At 65.0% G+C, this 17,937-nt stretch carries 17 protein-coding genes, 1 tRNA gene and 1 pseudogene; 7 read left to right on the top strand and 12 right to left on the bottom strand.

Going from position 1 to position 17,937, the window contains the following annotated elements; genetic code table 11:
* Positions 1 to 2: 2 nt before the first annotated feature.
* Together O0K41_RS13520 and coaE are read left to right on the top strand one after the other, a co-directional pair.
* Positions 3 to 866 (top strand): A24 family peptidase, encoded by an 864-nt coding sequence (locus O0K41_RS13520; RefSeq protein WP_005410800.1) that lies wholly within the window; start codon positions 3 to 5, stop codon positions 864 to 866.
* An 11-nt stretch (positions 867 to 877) separates the two neighbouring features.
* Positions 878 to 1,489, top strand: a complete 612-nt coding sequence (gene coaE, locus O0K41_RS13515) for a dephospho-CoA kinase (protein WP_088430639.1) — start codon at positions 878 to 880, stop codon at positions 1,487 to 1,489.
* A 131-nt stretch (positions 1,490 to 1,620) separates the two neighbouring features.
* On the opposite strand, the pseudogene O0K41_RS13510 reads toward coaE, so the two are convergent.
* From O0K41_RS13510 to rimK, 6 genes and pseudogenes are all read right to left on the bottom strand, one after another.
* A pseudogene (locus O0K41_RS13510) lies at positions 1,621 to 1,932 on the bottom strand (hypothetical protein); the annotation flags it as partial.
* Between the two features lie 482 nt (positions 1,933 to 2,414).
* Positions 2,415 to 3,743, bottom strand: a complete 1,329-nt coding sequence (locus O0K41_RS13505; protein ID WP_005410803.1) for a HAMP domain-containing sensor histidine kinase — start codon at positions 3,741 to 3,743, stop codon at positions 2,415 to 2,417.
* Between the two features lie 4 nt (positions 3,744 to 3,747).
* Positions 3,748 to 4,425 carry a response regulator transcription factor gene (locus O0K41_RS13500; protein WP_005410804.1) on the bottom strand — a complete coding sequence of 226 codons (678 nt, stop codon included), beginning with the start codon at positions 4,423 to 4,425 and terminating at the stop codon, positions 3,748 to 3,750.
* An 8-nt stretch (positions 4,426 to 4,433) separates the two neighbouring features.
* Entirely contained in the window at positions 4,434 to 4,904 is a 471-nt protein-coding gene (locus O0K41_RS13495; RefSeq protein ID WP_005410805.1) for a hypothetical protein, read from the bottom strand.
* Between the two features lie 89 nt (positions 4,905 to 4,993).
* Positions 4,994 to 5,470: a hypothetical protein gene (locus tag O0K41_RS13490; RefSeq protein ID WP_005410806.1), complete on the bottom strand. Its 477-nt coding sequence runs from the start codon at positions 5,468 to 5,470 to the stop codon at positions 4,994 to 4,996.
* A 246-nt stretch (positions 5,471 to 5,716) separates the two neighbouring features.
* On the bottom strand, positions 5,717 to 6,595 hold the full coding sequence (gene rimK / locus O0K41_RS13485) for a 30S ribosomal protein S6--L-glutamate ligase (protein WP_005410807.1): 879 nt from the start codon (positions 6,593 to 6,595) through the stop codon (positions 5,717 to 5,719).
* 129 nt (positions 6,596 to 6,724) lie between these two features.
* On the opposite strand from rimK, the gene O0K41_RS13480 reads away from it, so the two are divergent.
* On the top strand, positions 6,725 to 7,162 hold the full coding sequence (locus tag O0K41_RS13480) for a thioesterase family protein (protein ID WP_005414313.1): 438 nt from the start codon (positions 6,725 to 6,727) through the stop codon (positions 7,160 to 7,162).
* On the opposite strand, the gene O0K41_RS13475 is transcribed toward O0K41_RS13480, so the two are convergent.
* From O0K41_RS13475 to O0K41_RS13450, 6 genes are all read right to left on the bottom strand, one after another.
* Positions 7,163 to 7,759 (bottom strand): hypothetical protein, encoded by a 597-nt coding sequence (locus O0K41_RS13475; protein WP_239503588.1) that lies wholly within the window; start codon positions 7,757 to 7,759, stop codon positions 7,163 to 7,165.
* 39 nt (positions 7,760 to 7,798) lie between these two features.
* Positions 7,799 to 8,317: a hypothetical protein gene (locus O0K41_RS13470; RefSeq protein WP_239503587.1), complete on the bottom strand. Its 519-nt coding sequence runs from the start codon at positions 8,315 to 8,317 to the stop codon at positions 7,799 to 7,801.
* A 74-nt stretch (positions 8,318 to 8,391) separates the two neighbouring features.
* Positions 8,392 to 8,796, bottom strand: a complete 405-nt coding sequence (locus tag O0K41_RS13465; protein ID WP_049448792.1) for a DUF805 domain-containing protein — start codon at positions 8,794 to 8,796, stop codon at positions 8,392 to 8,394.
* Positions 8,797 to 9,222: 426 nt separating this feature from the next.
* Complete coding sequence (gene ltrA / locus O0K41_RS13460) at positions 9,223 to 10,875, bottom strand: group II intron reverse transcriptase/maturase (RefSeq protein ID WP_308304515.1); 1,653 nt, start codon at positions 10,873 to 10,875, stop codon at positions 9,223 to 9,225.
* Between the two features lie 15 nt (positions 10,876 to 10,890).
* Positions 10,891 to 10,964: transfer RNA gene (locus tag O0K41_RS13455), tRNA-Gly, on the bottom strand.
* 944 nt (positions 10,965 to 11,908) lie between these two features.
* Positions 11,909 to 13,744: an autotransporter domain-containing protein gene (locus O0K41_RS13450; protein WP_149501302.1), complete on the bottom strand. Its 1,836-nt coding sequence runs from the start codon at positions 13,742 to 13,744 to the stop codon at positions 11,909 to 11,911.
* Between the two features lie 206 nt (positions 13,745 to 13,950).
* Here O0K41_RS13450 and thiS point away from each other — a divergent pair, with 206 nt between their 5' ends.
* The 4 genes from thiS to O0K41_RS13430 all read left to right on the top strand — a co-directional run bounded on the left by thiS (position 13,951) and on the right by O0K41_RS13430 (position 17,706).
* Positions 13,951 to 14,151, top strand: a complete 201-nt coding sequence (gene thiS, locus O0K41_RS13445; RefSeq protein ID WP_005410812.1) for a sulfur carrier protein ThiS — start codon at positions 13,951 to 13,953, stop codon at positions 14,149 to 14,151.
* 151 nt (positions 14,152 to 14,302) lie between these two features.
* Positions 14,303 to 15,097, top strand: a complete 795-nt coding sequence (locus O0K41_RS13440; RefSeq protein ID WP_005410813.1) for a thiazole synthase — start codon at positions 14,303 to 14,305, stop codon at positions 15,095 to 15,097.
* Complete coding sequence (trmB, locus tag O0K41_RS13435) at positions 15,097 to 15,831, top strand: tRNA (guanosine(46)-N7)-methyltransferase TrmB (protein WP_005410814.1); 735 nt, start codon at positions 15,097 to 15,099, stop codon at positions 15,829 to 15,831. Before O0K41_RS13440 ends, trmB begins: the two co-directional genes overlap by 1 nt.
* Positions 15,832 to 15,858: 27 nt before the next feature.
* Positions 15,859 to 17,706, top strand: coding sequence for an SLC13 family permease (locus O0K41_RS13430; protein ID WP_005414317.1), 1,848 nt, complete (start codon positions 15,859 to 15,861; stop codon positions 17,704 to 17,706).
* Positions 17,707 to 17,937 lie beyond the last annotated feature (231 nt).

Genomic DNA, 17,937 nt, shown 5'->3' with positions numbered 1-17,937 from the left:
ACATGGCTTTTCTCGACCAGCATCCTGGCCTCGGCTACCCCGCCGCGGCCGCCTTCGGACTGCTGCTGGGCAGTTTCCTGAACGTCGTCATCCTGCGCCTGCCCAAGCGGCTGGAATGGCAGTGGAAGCGCGATGCGCGCGAAGTCCTGGAGGAACCGGACTTCTATGAGCCGCCCCCACCGGGGATCGTGGTCGAGCCGTCGCACTGCCCGCACTGCAAGCACAAGCTGAGCTGGTACGAGAACATCCCGCTGTTCAGCTGGATCATCCAGGGCGGCAAGTGCCGCCACTGCAAGGCACCGATCTCGCTGCAGTACCCGCTGGTGGAGGCGCTGACCTCACTGCTGGTGGTGGCCTGCGTCTGGCAGTTCGGCTTCGGCTGGCAGGGTTTCGGCGCCATCGTGCTGACCTGCTTCCTGATCGCGCTGTCCGGCATCGATCTGCGCACCCAGCTGCTGCCCGACCAGCTCACCCTGCCGCTGATGTGGCTGGGGCTGATAGGCAGCATCGACAACCTGTACATGCCGGCCAAGCCCGCCCTGGTGGGCGCGGCGGTGGGCTATCTGTCGCTGTGGACGGTCTGGTGGCTGTTCAAGCAGCTGACCGGCAAGGAGGGCATGGGCCACGGCGATTTCAAGCTGCTGGCAGCGCTGGGCGCCTGGTGCGGGCTGAAGGGCATCCTGCCGATCATCCTGCTGTCGTCGGTGCTGGGCGCCATCATCGGCTCGATCTGGCTGTACAGCCGGGGCCGTGACCGCGCCACGCCGATTCCGTTCGGCCCTTACCTGGCCATTGCCGGCTGGTTGTACTTCATGTGGGGTGCGCCGCTGGTGGAACAGTACATGGTGATGAGCGGGCTGCGCTGAGGGGAGTCCCCATGAGCCGCTATGTGGTTGGCCTGACCGGTGGCATCGCCTCGGGCAAGAGTGAAGTGACCCGACGCTTCGAAGCGCTGGGCATCGTGGTGGCCGACGCCGACCTGGCCGCCCGGGCCGTGGTGGCTGCCGACAGCCCGGCGCTGGCCCGCATTGCCGAGCGTTTCGGCGCCGACATGCTGCTGGCCGACGGCGGCCTGGACCGGGCCCGCCTGCGCGCCCACGTCTTTGCCGATCCGGCCGAGCGGACGGCGCTGGAAGCCATCACCCACCCGGCCATCCGCCTGTTGATGCAACAGCAGTGCGAGCAGGCTGAGAGCCCCTATGCGATTGCGGCCATTCCGCTGCTGACCGAGGTGGGCGGACGGAAGGCCTACCCTTGGCTGGACCGGGTATTGCTGGTGGATGCACCGGAAGCCGTGCAGCACGCTCGGCTGATGCAGCGCGACGGCATTGATGCCGCGCTGGCCGACCGGATGATTGCTGCGCAGGCCAGCCGTGCGCAGCGCTTGGCGCTGGCCGATGACGTGGTGGTCAATGATGGGCAGCCGGAGGACCTGCAGGTGCAGGTGGAACAGCTGCATGCGCGGTATCTGGGCTTGGCCGGGGCTTGAGGCCTGGTTGCCGGCCAGCGGCCGGCACTACCAAAGCGCATCCACGCGTGGCGTGGATCTACTGGCCGATTCGATTGCCGGCCAGCGGCCGGCACTACCAAAGCGCATCCATGCGTGGCGTGGATCTACTCCAGCTGCTGGCGGGCGCCACCCTGCTCCCGCGCGATTTCGGCAGCGTGCAGCAGCTGGATCAGGGTATTCAGGCCGGCAAGCGTGCGGCTGAGACCAGCCATCGTGGCGGCCTGCGCCGGGCTGGCCCCCTGCACATCCAGCCGCTGGCCGTCGGCGGCGTCGCGGCCATCCATGCGCGCCAGAAGGGCAGGCAGCAGGTCCCTGGGGTCATCCAGCAGAACTTCGACCCGCTCGGCGACGTCGGCAGGCAGCAGGTGGGCGGCATCGCCGATCAGGGCGTGCAACTGGGGGAACAGCGCGCGGGTGGACATGATGAAGCTCCTCGCAGACGGCAGGCCACCTGCAGATGCAAGGTGGCGGACGGTGCGGGTTGGCGTACCGGACAACTCCCAGATGGATGGAAACTCCGGCGGATTCCCGGGAATCCCCACGCACCGCCCGCCATGAAGCGAGCACAGTGCATTGTCCGCGATGCCGCGCGAGGCATCGGAAGTTTTCCATCTGACAGTTGATTTCAGGACGCCAATCCCGGCCAAGGCACCTGCCCCGGCCAGGTCATCAGGCCATCACCGCGCACGGCGATCTGTAAGGAAATTCCCAAGTGCGGCGCGGGCTTGCCAATGCGTGCGTTGGAACACGCGCAGGGCGCGGCAGCGATCACGGTGGTGTCGTGTCGGGCCTGTGATGCGATGTCCGCGTGCGGTGGATTCAGTGGCACAAGCGACACAGGGCGTGATGCAAGGTCGGCAGGGTCCGTGCCGACCAAGGTCGGCACCCACCAAAGCAGGGGTGCTTACAGCGGCTTCGGCGAGAACGTCAGGGTGGCGATCACGCCACGCTCGCCACCGGGGCGCACGCTCACCTGCCAGCCGTACAGGTCGCACAGACGGCTGACGATCGACAGGCCGATGCCGCCGCCCTGCGAATGACCGGCGTGCGTGCCGCGGTAGCCACGCTGGAACAGCTTGGCCGCGTCTTCCTCGCTCAGGCCCGGGCCGCTGTCGGTCACCGACACCGAATTGGCGCCCACGAAGACGCGTACTTCGCCATCCTGCGAGTACTTCACCGCGTTGCCGATCAGGTTGCCCAGCGCCACCGACAGCGCCGCCTCGGGTGCATCGATCACCAGGTTGCGCTCGCCTTCCAGCAGCAGCTCCAGCGGCTTGCCACCCAGCTGCGCGCGGTGCGCATCCAGCAGCTGCTCGGCCACGCGGGCCACGTTGCTGGTGCCCTGCCCGCGCTCGTTGCGCGACAGCAGCAGCAGTGCGCCGATCAGGTCGCTGCACTGCTGCTCGGCACGCTGGATACGCTGCAGGCGCTGCAGCACCTTCTCGTCCAGGCCGGGCCGGGTCAGCAGCAGCTCGGTGGCACCGCGGATCACTGCCAGCGGCGTGCGCAGTTCATGGCTGACGTCTGCATTGAACTCGCGATCGCGCTGCACCACTTCGGTCAGCCGCGAGGAATAGTCGTCCAGCGCCTGTGCCAGCTGCCCCACCTCGTCATCGGGAAAGCGCGGCGCCAAGGGCTCGGGCTCACTGGTACCGCCGCGGTACGCACGCAGCCGCGCGGCCAGGTCCGACACCGGCTTCATCACCTTCGACGCCGACCACCAGCCCAGCACCAGCGACAGCACGCTGAACACCAGCACCGACAACACCAGCGCGCGGTTGAGCTGCTTGCCGCCGCGCACGCTGTCGGTCATGTCATAGGCGAGGAAGAACCAGGCGTCGTCGGCCTTGCGTACCGCAAGCTTGTAGGCATACGGCTGCCCCTGCTCGTCGGTGCCACTGAGGTTGTAATTGCCGTTCTGCAGGTCGGCCCACTGCGGCCACGACTCGCGGGCCTTGTCGAACTTGTCAGCCGAGTAGGCGTACGCCCGGATCTGCTGCACGGGCACTGCCGGATTGCGCCCCGGATGCTCGTAGAAGCGCCGCGCATACTCTTCGATGTTGTGGTTGATCACGTCTTCCACCAACTGGTTTTCCACCCGCATGCGGGCCCAGTTGGTGGCAAACGCGAACAGTGTCGTCAGGCAGAAGCCCAACAACACGAACGAGACGATGATGCGGCTGCGCAGGCGCCGCCGGTATGGCGTGCGCCGGCGCTCCCCCTTGGCTGCCACGGAATCAGGCTTCCGGGGTGGCGATGCGGTATCCGATGCCATGGCGGGTCTGGATCAGCGGCACTTCAAACGGCTTGTCGACCACCGCACGCAGGCCATGGATATGCACGCGCAGCGAATCCGAATCGGGCAGTTCCTCGCCCCACACGCGGGTTTCCAGCTCCTGGCGGGTCACCACCGCCGGTGCCGCTTCCATCAGCGCCTGCAGGATCTTCAGCGCGGTCGGGTTGAGCTGCAGCAGCTTGCCCTGGCGGCGCACTTCCAGCGTATCCAGGTTGTATTCCAGGTCGCCGGTTTCCAGCACGCGGGTCTGCACGCCCTTGCCGCGGCGCGACAGGGCGTTCAGACGCACTTCCACTTCCTGCAGCGCGAACGGCTTGATCAGGTAGTCATCGGCACCGGAATCGAAGCCGGCCAGCTTGTTGTCCAGCGAATCGCGGGCCGTCAGCATCAGCACCGGGGTCTGCTTGCGCGCTTCATTGCGCAGCTTGCGGCAGACTTCGATGCCGTCCATGCCTGGCAGGTTGAGATCCAGCACGATCGCGTCGAACTCGTGCACCACGGCCAGATGCAGGCCGGTGACCCCGTCAGCCGCGAAGTCCACCGTATGCCCCCGGTCCTCCAGATAGTCGCCCAGGTTGGCCGCAATGTCGCTGTTGTCTTCGATTACCAGGATTCTCACTGTCACCTCTAATTGACTGTACTGCCGGCGCGCATGACCTGCCTCATGTCCTGCTGTGCCCGTTCCTTCTGCCGAGCGCGCTCGGCAACGGTCATGCACTGCGTCGTGGTCCGGTTGGAACCGATGGGCTTTTCACGTTGGCATATTAGACGACTATCTTCACGCGCCTGTGTCAAAACCGTGTTCACGACCTGCTGATCGTTGAAGACCTGGGTTTGCACCGGTTCAGGCATGGAATCGCGTGCCGGGTACTGCTCCACCGCTGCGCGCATGCGTGCCAGGGCGTCGTTGACGCGGGTGCGCTCGTCCTGCTTGAGTTCCGAATAGGTTTCGCCGTCCTTGAGCTCCACCTCGATACGCGCGATCTGCTGCTGCAGCGGCTGGCCGGGCACGAACACGTCCTTGCCCCTGGATGCCGATGCGGTACTGACCAGGGCGAGTCCTGACAACAGGACGGCCGACATCAAAGCCTGTTTCATGGCAAACAAATCCTTGTCTGTGGCGAATCCCGACTCTATTCGCACCCCCTTCACGCCAGCAAGTGCCAATGGTCGGGGCAGCGGAAGCCCTACCGCGAGCTGGCAGGGTTGAAGTTGTTGAAGGTGCGCTGGTCGTTCAACAGCGCCTTGCCCTTTTCCTCGATCCGGCGGCGCTCGGCCACCGTCAGGCAGCGGCTTTTGGGCATGTTGCTGCCGGTGCTGCGCGTGTGCTGGCAGATCTGCCGGCTGTCCTCGTGGGCGCGGGTGAGCAGGGTATTGATCCGCTCCTGGTCGTTGAAGACCTCCCCCTGCACCTGCGGCGGCAGTTCCTGCACGCTCTGGTGGCCGCCCATCCGCGCGGTGATCCGGGCCAGCGCTTCGCGCACGGTGCTGCGGTCATCAGCGGAAATCTCGCTGTAATCGCCATCATCCAGGGCTTTTTCGACCTGGCGCACCTGCTCGGCCACCGGCGACTGCCGGTCCATCTGCACAACGGATTTCTCCGGCTTGGCCGCAGCAGATCCGGCCAGGCCCAGCAACAACGCGATCATCGTGATGCGGTACATCGCCAGCCTCCGATCCATCCAGGAACGATGGGGGCCACTCTACGGCCGTCACGCCACCCCCACAAGGGACAGCGGGCAGGCATAAAAAAGACCCAGGCGGTGCCCCCGCCTGGGTCTGAAGTTGTATCCCGATACCGATCCTGCTGAGAGGCAGAGCTGCGGTTCGCTGAAGCCTACGCGTGGGCCGATTAAAGGCTTGTTAAAGCCGGCCTCATCCGCCCGTGAGAATCTCAAGCCGCTGAATAATCAGGGTTTTTTAAGCTTCTCGACGTGCTCGATGATGCGCGTGGCCACGTCCACCCCGCACGCAGCCTCGATCCCTTCCAGCCCCGGCGTTGAATTGACCTCCAGCACCAGCGGGCCGCGCGCGGAGCGGATCAGGTCCACCCCGCACACCGACAGTCCCAGCGCCTTGGCCGACCGCACCGCCACCTGCTGCTCGGCACGGCTGGCCTTGGCCGCCACCGCCGTACCCCCGGCATGCAGGTTGGAGCGGAAGTCACCTTCCGGCGCCTGCCGCTGCATCGAGGCAACCACCTGGTCACCGACCACGAAGCAGCGCAGATCGGCGCCCTTGGCCTCGCCGATGAATTCCTGCATCAGGAAATTGGCGTACAACCCGCGCAGGGCCTCGACAATGCCGCGCGAGGCGCTGGCCTTCTCGGTAAGGATCACGCCGCGCCCCTGGGTACCTTCGTTGAGCTTCACCACATGCGGCGGTGGGCCCAGCATGGACAACAGGTCGACGGTGTCGTCGGGGTTGTCGCCGAACACAGTGACCGGCATGTCGATGCCCTTGGCCGCCAGCAGCTGGTGTGCGCGCAGCTTGTCGCGCGAACGCAGGATCGCGTCGGACGGATTCGGGGTGCGTGCACCCATCAGTTCGAACTGGCGCAGCACGGCCGTGCCATAGCGGGTGATCGAGGCACCGATGCGCGGGATGACCATGTCCACGCCGGTCATCGGCCGGCCCTTGTAATGCATCGAAAAGCCATCGGCGGCAATGCGCATGTAGCAGCGCAGCGGATCGAGGATGCGCACGGTGTGGCCGCGCGCGCGCGCCGCCTCGACCAGCCGGCGGGTGGAATACAGGGAACTGTTGCGGGACAGGATGGCGAGCTTCATCGCGGCAGGATCGGGCGGCAGGCGCGCAGCATAGCGCGGGCGTGTGGCGGGTGGATGATGCCCTGCGGCGTGGCTTGCTCAGGCGCAGGCGGCACACTGCGGTGGCAGGCCAGACCGCAAGGAAACCCGATGTCGATCACCGTATTCCCGCGCTTCTCCGAAGTGGATGTACTCGGCCACGTCACCAACACCGCCCTGCCCGTCTGGTTCGAGGAAGGCCGCCAGGAGATCTTCCGGCATTTCAGCCGCGAGGCCAGCATGCGCGACCTGGCACTGATCCTGCGCCGCTACGAGATCGACTTCCTGCAGCAGATACAGGCGGGACACGAAGTGCGCATCGAGACCCGGATCGAGAGCATTGGCCGCTCCTCGCTGTCGATCGTGCAGCAGGCGTTCCAGTTCGAGGCCCTGGTAGCCAGCGGGCGCTGCGTGATGGTTCATTTCGACTACACGGCCAACGCCTCGCGCGAGATCGATGCGGAGCAGCGCCAGGCGTTGTCGGGGCTGTTCACCGAGGAATATGCACAGTCGCTGCGGGAAACGAGCGCGCGCGCCGCCGAGGCCTGATCAGCGCGAGGGAAGGCGCAGCCTGAAGCGCCCATCACGGGCGCGCAGCGCCAACCCGGTTTCACGCCATTCCACAGGCAGCTCCAAGGCTGTGTGGCGCGTGGGGTTTCGATGGACGGCATCGGACTCCCAGCGTTCCTCATAGGCTTCGCACTGCAGTGTGCCGTCATCGTCAGCATCGATCACATTGATCCAGGCCATGCTCCGGGCCTTGCCGAAGCCCCCCATCGCATGACGGGCAAAGGCTTGCCAACGACCCTGCCAGCAGACAAGCCACACGCCCTCGATGGGTCGCAGGTTCTCATCAAGCACACTGCCGGCCACCACCAGGCAGCGTCCCGACGGGCTCGCGATCACGGTCTCCAGATCACAGGCATGGCGACCACTGGAGGTCTCGTCAAGGTAAAGGGCATACGGGCAGATGCACGCGAACAGGGCCGGATGCGCAGTCACGCGCAGATCATCGGGAAGCAGTGGGACCGCGCGCAGCACCCGGGCATCAGGCAGGACGTGCCTCAGCTCCCGCGGCCATCCGGCGGCCAGCGCCGGATGGCCGTGCTCCAGCCATAGGCCTCGGCAGGAATGCAGCTGGGTCACGCCGCCGGACTGGCTGCGCAGCCACGCCGCCGCCCCCGCCTACCCATCGGTCTGCAGGCGCTCGCCCAGCTGCTGCCGGAACTGGCCGGGGTCAGCCGCAAGCACCTGCACCGTCTTTTGGCGCTCGTCGTAGACGATCACTGCTTCGCATCGATCAACATACCCGCTGGCCAGGCGCAGCGCGCCTCCCGGCAGGTCCTGCCATTCACCACTGGCATCACGACTGCCTCCAGTGGATACGCCTTCGACGATGGCGCCATCGCGCAGCATCTGCGTGCTGTACGCCGGTCCGCCCATGCCCAGCTCGCCCCAATCCAAGAGCACATCATGTGCGGGCGGTCGTTCGGCAAAGGGCTTCATCGATCGCGAGCGCAGTCGCGAACCGCCCACGGCATTGCCGACCAGATCGTTTCGCTGCAGCGCGCCCCCCAACGCAAGGCACACGGCAAGGCCGGCAATCACTCCCAAAGGCGACCACCAGGCCACACAGACGGCGACCAGGGCCAGGAACGGCAACCACTGGGTGTAGCGCCGCAGGGCGGTTCGATCAAGGGACATGCGGATGAGAGAGGCGCCCCAGCGAACCGTCGACGTCTTCAATGCCGATCCGATCGATTGCGGCCGATGCCGGTTCAAGCATCCTGCGCTCCTGGAACTGCGCCAAATCGATTCTCTTCCTCGCTCCCGGGAAGCAGCATGACCGGAAAGAGGACGAACACCCCCAAGGGAATGAACGCGATCACGGTGTACCAGCCTGACTCGTCGATGTCGTGCAATCTCCTCACGGTCAGGGCCAGCATCGGAGGCAGGAAGACGAAGACAGCGCAGACGGTCATGACCCATCCCACCTTCCACAGGCTCTCGGACGTTTCCCAATCCAACGACAGGTACCCGACCAGCCAGTAACCGCGATCCATCACGCTGTAGCTCACCGCCACCACGAACCCGGCCAGCAGCGAATACGACCAGAACTCCCGCCGGTCGGATCGTCCGGAAAAATCAAAGCATCGCCTGATGGGCACAAGTGCAGCGATCATTCACGCTCCGGGCAACGGATGTTGGGCGTCAACAGCTGACGATCTTCTAGCATTGCGAAGCCAAGCATCAACTGAACCCCGCAGCTCGACCGGGCCCGGGAGGCCACAGCAGCCGCAGCTGCAGCAGGGCAGTTCCCGTCCTGCAGGCTATGCGCAAGGATGCATTCGGACACGACCGATCCGGCCAAGGGATGTTTGCGAAGCGACGTCCAGCCCTGCCATTCACCGGGCATCTCGACCGGGATCCATGCGCGGAAAAGCGGGGTGCGGATATCGCGGAGCGTCTGCCTGATGCAGACCGCTGGAGACATGGAGCGGGCGATGGGAATCGAACCCACGTCAGTAGTCGGGTGGGAAGGTGGCCTCGCGGCCACCCTCCCCCCTCAGAACCGTGCGTGAAAGTTACCCTTCACACGGCTCAAGCAGTCACAAACCCCCTTCTTCTATGGGAGGGGGCGACAGCCGTAGCCTGGCACGGGCGTGAAGCTGCTCGTGACAGGTGGTGTGGAGCAAAACAAGGTTGGAGAGGCGGTCAGACTCCCCGTACACCCTGAAAACCTTGTGGTGGATGTGCCAGCTGGTGCTGGTCAGCTTTCGCCCACAGCAGGCGCACTTGGCCTCTTGCTTTGTCCAAAGCCATAGCAGTTTCCTTTTCCCGGTCAGCGAGCGCTTCATACGGTATTGCAACCGCTGATTAAAGTAGCTCTCGTCCTTGGGGTCGTAGGGGCTAACGTCGGACCGCACCTTGATGTATTCGCCGACCTTGAGGGACGACAGGCGCATCAGAGTGTGTTTACCGACACCGAAGATCCAATCGCGGGACTTGTCGCGCCGGAAGTACCGACGTTTGATCCAGCGGAGACCTTTGGTGGGGTGACGGCGTTTGGCCCAGCACCAGACCGCGTGGTGGATAAGGTGATCCAGTCTTGCGAACGGTTCTGAGGCGTTCACAACTTGGTGATACATGCCCCACCCCCGAATGATCGGGTTCAGCACATGCAGCACGTCGTCTTGCGTGGATCCCCGCAACAGCCGGAGCTGGCTGCGGATCTTAGCCATGAAGGCGTTGGTGTTTTGTTTCGACGGCCTTCTGAGGAGGAGATTTCCAAATTTCCGGAAGTTCCAACCCAAGAAGTCGAAGCCTTCGTCCATATGCGTGATCTTCGTCTTGCTTTCGGAGAGCGTGAGCCCTCTTTCCGCGAGGAACTTGACGACGATCGGCTTGACCTTGCGTTCCAGGATCTCCGCAGAGGCTCCTGTGATGACAAAGTCGTCTGCGTAGCGGACGAAGTTGCACTTGTTGCGGCGTGGGAGCGCATCGATGAGCCGGCCCAGTCCGTCAAGGACAATGTTTGCGAGCACAGGGGAAATGATGCCGCCCTGTGGTGTGCCCGCGTCCGTCGGAAACAACTTACGGTCTTCCATGAAGCCTGCTTTCAGCCACTGCGACAGCACATGCCGGTCGATTGGTACGTGTTTCATCAGCCAGTCGTGACTGATGTTGTCGAAGCAACCTTTGATATCCCCTTCCATCACCCAGCGTGAGCTGGTCTTCGTACTCAGACAGGTCTTCAGGTGGGCGGCAGCGTCGGCTGTCGACCTGAAACTACGGAACCCGTATGAGTGAATGTCCCCATAAGCTTCGGCGACGGGGTCGAGCGCAAACAGATACAACGCCTGCATTGCTCGATCTTTCATCGTCGGTATACCGAGAGGGCGGGTGCCACCTCGGGCCTTGGGGATGTGGATTCGGCGAAGCGGTTTTGCCTTGTATCCCTTACGTTGCAAGGAGTTGATGGCATTCCACTTGGCCGCGGGTGTCGACCACGTTGCACGGTCTACACCTGGGGTACGACGGCCTTGGTTCTCCGTGACTCGACGTACAGCCGTTGCTTTGGCTGCAGTTGAGCGGACAAGTAGCTTTTGTAGGCGTGTAACCCTACGCCACTGCTTATCCTTAGCTGCCTTCGCTATTCTTGCCTGCATCCTCGACACAGCGCAGCTTGTGGCTTTCCAGTTGATGGAGTGCCAGTTGCTGAGGTGTGAGGAGGCGACATCACCATCGATGATGGCGTCCATATCTACCTCCTGGAGTGGAGCGGGTGAAGGGAATCGAACCCTCGTCAGTTGCTTGGGAAGCAACAGCTCTACCATTGAGCTACACCCGCCCAGAGCCCGTCAGGGGATAGACGCCCCAAAGGGGAGTCGTTCCCCGTTGGGTATGAGTTTGCGAAGCCTGTCTAGCGACAGACCACCCGGTGGAAGTCAGCACTCTTTCGGGTTGGGGCGATCTTTTCATCCCCTATCCCCTCGATTACAGAGAGGCGTTCGCTTACTCCACCATCCTATACCCACTTGGTCATCGTTTCTCCTTGCGGAGAACCTAGTCGCCGAGGCGACAACCAGTTGGGCTTACCACGTTCCGTGCATGCAACAGAGTACCTAGGATCTCGCCTTTTCGCCGGAGGTGCAATTGTCAGCGTGTCTCTACCAAGCAGAGAAACATCCGACCTCGTCCCGTTTTGGGTAGGGCCCAGTCGCAGTTGGCCCGTCTAGCTTGACGACGTTTATATGGCGATTCGTTTGTACTGATCCTTGACACTCAGCCTAGCGCCTACTCGGTTACGACTACCGAGGTCACGAGTCCTCCCTCACGGGAGAATCGTATCCGTGAGGATGGCTACATTAACGGAGAGCTTAACACCGGAGAATTACTTCTCCCGCACCACTCCTTGGCTACCGGTGGCTGAACACCGGGTTGGTTCGACAACCCTTGACAGGGTGGACGACCAACAATTGCATGCACAGCCTTCGCCGTGCCAGTAGGGATGTACTCCTACCGTTCAACGTATCGTCCACCGTGTTGCTGGGGGACGTTTTGCTGCCAGACCGAGATCTGTACAGCTGTGGCCAGGAAACCGCCTGGTCGGTTGAACGTGCGGCACGGCTCGTGTCGCACGCTTGGGAAGCTACAGCTCTACCATTGAGCTACGCCCGCGTTGCGGTGGGAAGTCTATGCGCTGGGCCCCGTGTTGCGCAATGGTGCCCATCGCATCAGGCCGGGGTCACAGCCCTCTCGCTGCCGAGAGGGCCGACCCCGCCTGGTTTCTGCTTAGAAGGTGCCGCTGAAGTTGGCGAACAGCGTTGCGTCCTGGGCACGCTTCTGCCCGGCCGAAGCGCTCAGGCCGAAGTTGCTCTGCAGCCCGAACAGTTCGGTGCGGGCGCCCAGCACGACGGTCGCGTAGTCCTTGTCGAACTTCAGGCCCGGCACACGGTAGGTGCCCAGTTCCGGCAGGGTCTGCAGCCACGCGCTGCCCTGCTTGGTGTCTTCGAACTCATGGTCGTAGGTCAGCTGCGCGTACGGCTTGAGGGTGCCGCCATCGAAGCGGGCCTGCCAACCGATGCGACCAACGGTCGAATCAACGTTCTGGCGGTCGTAGCCCAGCGCGGTGGCCAGGGTGCCGGCCGCAGCGCTTTCGGTGTAACCATCGATCTTCACCTTCTGCCAGATCACCGAAGCGATCGGGCCGTGGCGGAAGCCGCCTTCGGTGCCGAACTCGTAACCGGCGTTCAGGGCGGCGGTCAGGTTGCTGCCGTCCGGCGAACCACCGTGCTCGCGGGTGGCCGGGCCGAGCTGGACCTTGCGGTTCACGTCATACGACAGCCAGGTGTAGCTGACCTGGCCGTTCACCCAGATGCGATCGCCGTACCAGCCGGCGAACAGACCGGCGGTGGTGTCCTTCTGGGTGAAATCGCCACGGCTGTTGCCGAAGTCGGCGTTGAGGCGGCCGAAGCCGGCGAAGCCGCCGACCACCATGCCGTCGCGCGCCCAGTCGATGCCGAACAGGCCGGCCGGCGCCAGGCCGTCGTACAGATCCGCGTGGTCGTAGCGCTGCAGGTCACCGCGGACGCCGCCCCACCAGGACAGGCCGTCGGCCGGACGACCGCCCAGGTGCATGCTGACCTGATCGGCACGCGAACGACCGATGGTCTGTGCCGAGTGGCTCAGCACCTGCTGCAGGCGCGGGGCTTCCAGCACCGAGACCGCGTACTGGCCCAGCAGCTGGTGGCCCGCCGTGGTCGGATGCACGCCATCGGCGAACAGATAGGTGTTGGCCGCATCCGGGCTGACGTAGCTGGTCGGATTGCAGGTCAGGATGCTCTGGGTCGAATTGGCCGGATCGATCTTGCAGGCGGTGCTGGTGACGTTGGTGAAGCCGTACATGGCCGGATTGGCGGCGACTTCGCCCAGCACGGTGAAGGTATCGAGCGGGATGAACTCGATGCCGGCCTGCTTCAGGCCACCATAAAGAGCCTTGTTGTAGCCGGCTGACAGCGCGGTGGCGGTGGCCGCGTTCGGGCCGCGGAAGGCCGGAGTCAGGCCGACGTTCGGCAGGTTCGGCACCAGCACGTACTGCGCACCGGCCTGCTTCAGCGCACCCACCAGAGCGATCTGGTCGGTGACGGCGGCGCCGATGATGGCCTGTGCCTGCGCCGGTGCAGCTGCGGCGGCGAACAGGTCATTGGCGCCGCCCCACACCGTGTACAGGACATTGCCGTCAGCCTTGCCGCCGTTGGCGGCCAGATAACGGGCCGCCTGCGACTTCAGCGAGGGGATAGTCCCCATTGCGCTCGGCACGTCCACGCCAACGCGGGCACCACCGACCGCGTAATTGTCACCGTTCTGGCCGTTGCCATTGGCGGCGCCATTGAGGCCATAGTAGTTGGCGACCTGCTGCGACCACACCCAGCCCGGGTTGGTGGTGAACTGGCCGGTCACCGGACGCACATCGGCCGGCAGCAGCGGGCGGAAATAGCCGGCATCGGTCAGGCTGTCGCCGAAGAACACGGCCTTGGAATACGGGGATTCGCCTGCCATGGCCGGAAGCGCGGCCAGCGCGATCGCGGCCGCCATCAGGGTGCGGATCGGGCGTTTGCTGAGCAGCATGAAAAAACTCCTGTGGGGATATCGTTGAGGACCCGGCGGACGTACGCCGGCGCACGGTGAATGGTTTCACTGCGCCGCGTTTTGCTCACGCTGCGCCGCCGCATGGATTGTCGCCCGATCACCGGGAAACCTGCTGTGCCGGAGCTGGCGCCCCGTTCAATTTGCAAGTGTTCCGATCCCGGCGGGCTATCGGCGACAATGCACGGATGAACATCCAGCTCAATGGCGAACCCCGCGCCCTGCCCGCTTCGGCAACCCTCCACGACCTGCTCGAGGCCGAACAGTTGCTGCAGCGCCGGGTGGCGGTCGAGGTCAACGGCGAGATCGTCAGCCGCAGCCGCCACGGCGAGCACGTCCTGGCCGAAGGCGACGTGGTGGAGATCGTGCACGCGTTGGGCGGGGGCTGAGACCTCCGGGTGGTGCCGGCCGCTGGCCGGCAATCCGACGCTGTCAGGCACCCTGCATGTGCCGGCCAGCGGCCGGCACTACCCTCGCCCTCCTGCGGACAGCACCGCCTTGCGTGATCCCATCTTCAGGCGGATAGGCGATAATCGCGCCATGAACGTTCATGTCTCCCCCGATTCGCTGGTGATCGCCGGCAAGACCTATGGCTCGCGGCTGCTGACCGGCACCGGCAAGTTCAAGGATCTGGAAGAAACCCGCCTGGCCACCGAGGCCGCGGGCGCCCAGATCGTCACCGTGGCGATCCGCCGCACCAACATCGGGCAGAACCCGGGCGAGCCGAACCTGCTCGACGTGCTGCCGCCGGAGCGCTACACCATCCTGCCCAACACCGCCGGCTGCTACACCGCCGAAGATGCCGTGCGCACCTGCCGCCTGGCCCGTGAGCTGCTGGACGGCCATAACCTGACCAAGCTGGAAGTGCTGGGCGACCAGAAGTCGCTGTACCCGGACGTGGTGCAGACCCTCAAGGCTGCCGAGCAGCTGGTCAAGGACGGCTTCGAAGTGATGGTCTACACCTCTGACGATCCGATCCTGGCCAAGCGCCTGGAAGAGATCGGCTGCGCTGCGGTGATGCCGCTGGCCGCGCCGATCGGTTCGGGCCTGGGCATCCAGAACAAGTACAACCTGCTGCAGATCATCGAAGACGCCAAGGTGCCGATCATCGTCGACGCCGGCGTCGGTACCGCGTCGGATGCCGCGATTGCGATGGAGCTGGGCTGCGACGGCGTGCTGATGAACACGGCCATTGCCGGTGCGCGCCACCCGGTGCTGATGGCCAGTGCCATGCGCAAAGCGGTCGAGGCCGGCCGCGAGGCCTTCCTGGCCGGGCGCATCCCGCGCAAGCGCTACGCCAGCGCCTCCTCCCCGGTGGATGGGCTGATCGGCTGATGACCAATCCTTTTGACAGCGCCGGTTCCAAGGCTCCGCCCAAGCCCTTCACCGTAAGCGAGGGCCGCCGCGAGGTGCGCAGCTTCGTGTTGCGCCAAGGCCGCTTCACCCCCGCCCAGCAGCGCGCGTTCGACGAACGCTGGCCGCGCTTCGGCCTCGACTACACCGGCCAGCCGCGTGACCTGGACGCCACCTTCGGCCGCCCGGCACACAAGGTGCTGGAAATCGGCTTCGGCAACGGTGCCGCGCTGCGCTTCGCCGCCCAGCACGACCCGTCACGCGATTACATCGGCATCGAAGTGCACGCCCCGGGCGTGGGCAGGCTGCTGAACGCGCTGGCCGACGACAACGCCGACCACGTGCGCCTGTACCACCACGACGCGGTTGAAGTGCTGCAGAACGAGATCGCCGATGGCGCGCTCGATGAAGTGCGCATCTACTTCCCGGACCCGTGGCACAAGAAGCGCCACAACAAGCGCCGCCTGCTGCAGCCGGCGTTCGCCGAACTGCTGGTGCGCAAGCTGCGCCCGGGCGGTCGCCTGCACTGTGCCACTGACTGGGAGGACTACGCCGAGCAGATGTGGGACGTGCTCGATGCCACCGCCGGCCTGGTCAACCGTGCCGGCCCGCGTGGCAGCGTGCCGCGCCCAGACTGGCGCCCGCAGACCCACTTCGAGACCCGCGGCCAGAAGCTCGGCCATGGCGTCTGGGACCTGCTGTACGACCGCACCTGACAATCGCCTGAGGACGCCGCGCCCCACATGGATACCGCGCTGACGCTGACCAACGACATGAAGCTCGTGCTCGGGCTGGTCGGCTTCACGATGGCGATGTTCCTGTTCGAGCGCATCCGCGCCGACGTGGTCGCGCTGGTGGTACTGGTGGTGCTCGGTGTCACCGGGCTGATCGCGCCGGAGGAAATCTTCGGCGGCTTCTCCGGTAACGCGGTGATGAGCATCATCGCCACCACCATCCTCGGTGCCGGCCTGGACCGCACCGGGGCGCTGAACCGGCTGGCCGCGTGGCTGCTGCGACGCGGTCATGGCGTCGAGCAGCGGCTGCTGATGATGACCACGGCCATTGCCGGCCTGAACTCGTCCTTCATGCAGAACCCGTCGGTGATGGCGCTGTACCTGCCGGTGGCTTCGCGACTGGCAGCGCGCACCGGCCTGACCCTGCAGCGCCTGCTGCTGCCGATTTCGGCGGCGATCGTGATGGGCGGTGCGCTGACCATGGTCGGCAATTCACCGCTCATCCTGCTGAACGATCTGCTGGCCTCGGCCAACAACAACCTGCCCTCGGGCCTGGCTACCATCGAGCCGCTGCGCATGTTCGCGCCGCTGCCGATCGGCGTGGCGCTGCTGATCGCCTCGCTGCTGTACTTCCGCTACTACGGCGACCGCAAGCTGATCGAGGAAGAGAACCTGGCCAACGACGGGGTCACCCCGGCGCGCACCGAAAGCTACTTCGCCAAGACCTACGGCATCGAAGGCGATGTGTTCGAACTGGTGGTCAGTGCTGAAAGCCCGCTGGTGGGCATGACCCTGGGCGAGGCCGAGAACCTGCACGATGCGCCGCTGCTGCTGGCCCTGAAGACCGGCAACGACACCCGCCTGGCGCCGCCGGCGGAGATGCGCATCTGGGTGGGCAGCGTGCTCGGCGCAATGGGCCCGCGCGAGCAGATCAACGACTTCGCGCAGAACCAGTTCCTGCGCATGTCTTCGCGCCTGAAGCACCTGGGTGACCTGTTCAACCCGAGCCGCGCCGGTATTTCCGAGGCGGTGGTACCGCCGACCTCGAACGTGATCGGCAAGAGCGCGGCCGACCTGCGCCTGCGCAAGGAGCGCGGCATCAGCCTGCTGGCGATCAACCGCGACAAGCAGGTGATCCGCGAGGACGCGCGCGACGTGCAGTTGCGTGCAGGCGACATGCTGGTCTTCCACAGCATCTGGACCGACCTGGCACAGGCGGCCAAGAGCCGCGACTTCGTGGTGGTGACCGACTACCCGACCGGCGAACAACGCCCGCACAAATTCAAGATCGCCATGGCGATCTTCGCGTTGACCATCCTGATCGCGCTGACCAGCAAGCTGCCGGTGGCGCTGACGCTGATGACCGGCGTGGCCGGCATGCTGCTGACCGGCGTGCTGCGCATGGACGAGGCCTATGCCTCGATCAACTGGAAAACGGTGTTCATGATGGCCGGGCTGATCCCGCTCGGCTGGGCGATGGACTCCAGTGGTGCGGCGGCATGGGTGGCCGGCCATACCATCGACAAGCTGCCCACCGGCATCCCGGTGTGGGTGCTGGAGGTGGCGCTGGCGCTGCTGACCACGGCGTTCTCGCTGGTGATCAGCCATGTGGGCGCGACCATCGTGATGGTGCCGATCGCGGTGAACCTGGCACTGGCGGCGGGCGGCAACCCGACCGCGTTCGCGCTGATCGTGGCGCTGTCGGCGTCCAACAATCTGATGACCGCCTCCAACCCGGTGATCTCGATGATCACCGGCCCCGCCAACTACACCCCGCGCGAGATGTGGCGGGTCGGCGGACCGCTGTCGCTGATCTACACCTGCGTGGTGGTGCTGATGATCAACCTGATGTTCTGAGGGGCTTGATCGGCAGGGCTGCGCCCTGCACCCCGGTAGTGCCGGCCGCTGGCCGGCAACATCAACAGCAACAGCGGGCATTCCGTGGGATGGCGGGGCACTGTGGGTTTGCGGGGACGCCGTAAACCCATCCATGGGGGCTTGGTCGCGGCATCCATGCCGCTCACACCCCGCAAACCCACAGTGCCCCGCCTTCGACAGGTTCACGCGGCTGGTGGTGGGGGGCGGCCG

The organism is Stenotrophomonas sp. Sm2128, assembly GCF_030985535.1.
GTDB lineage: Bacteria > Pseudomonadota > Gammaproteobacteria > Xanthomonadales > Xanthomonadaceae > Stenotrophomonas > Stenotrophomonas maltophilia.
Note: the sequence above shows the minus strand (reverse complement) of the source record. Positions and strands in the feature narration are given on the sequence as shown.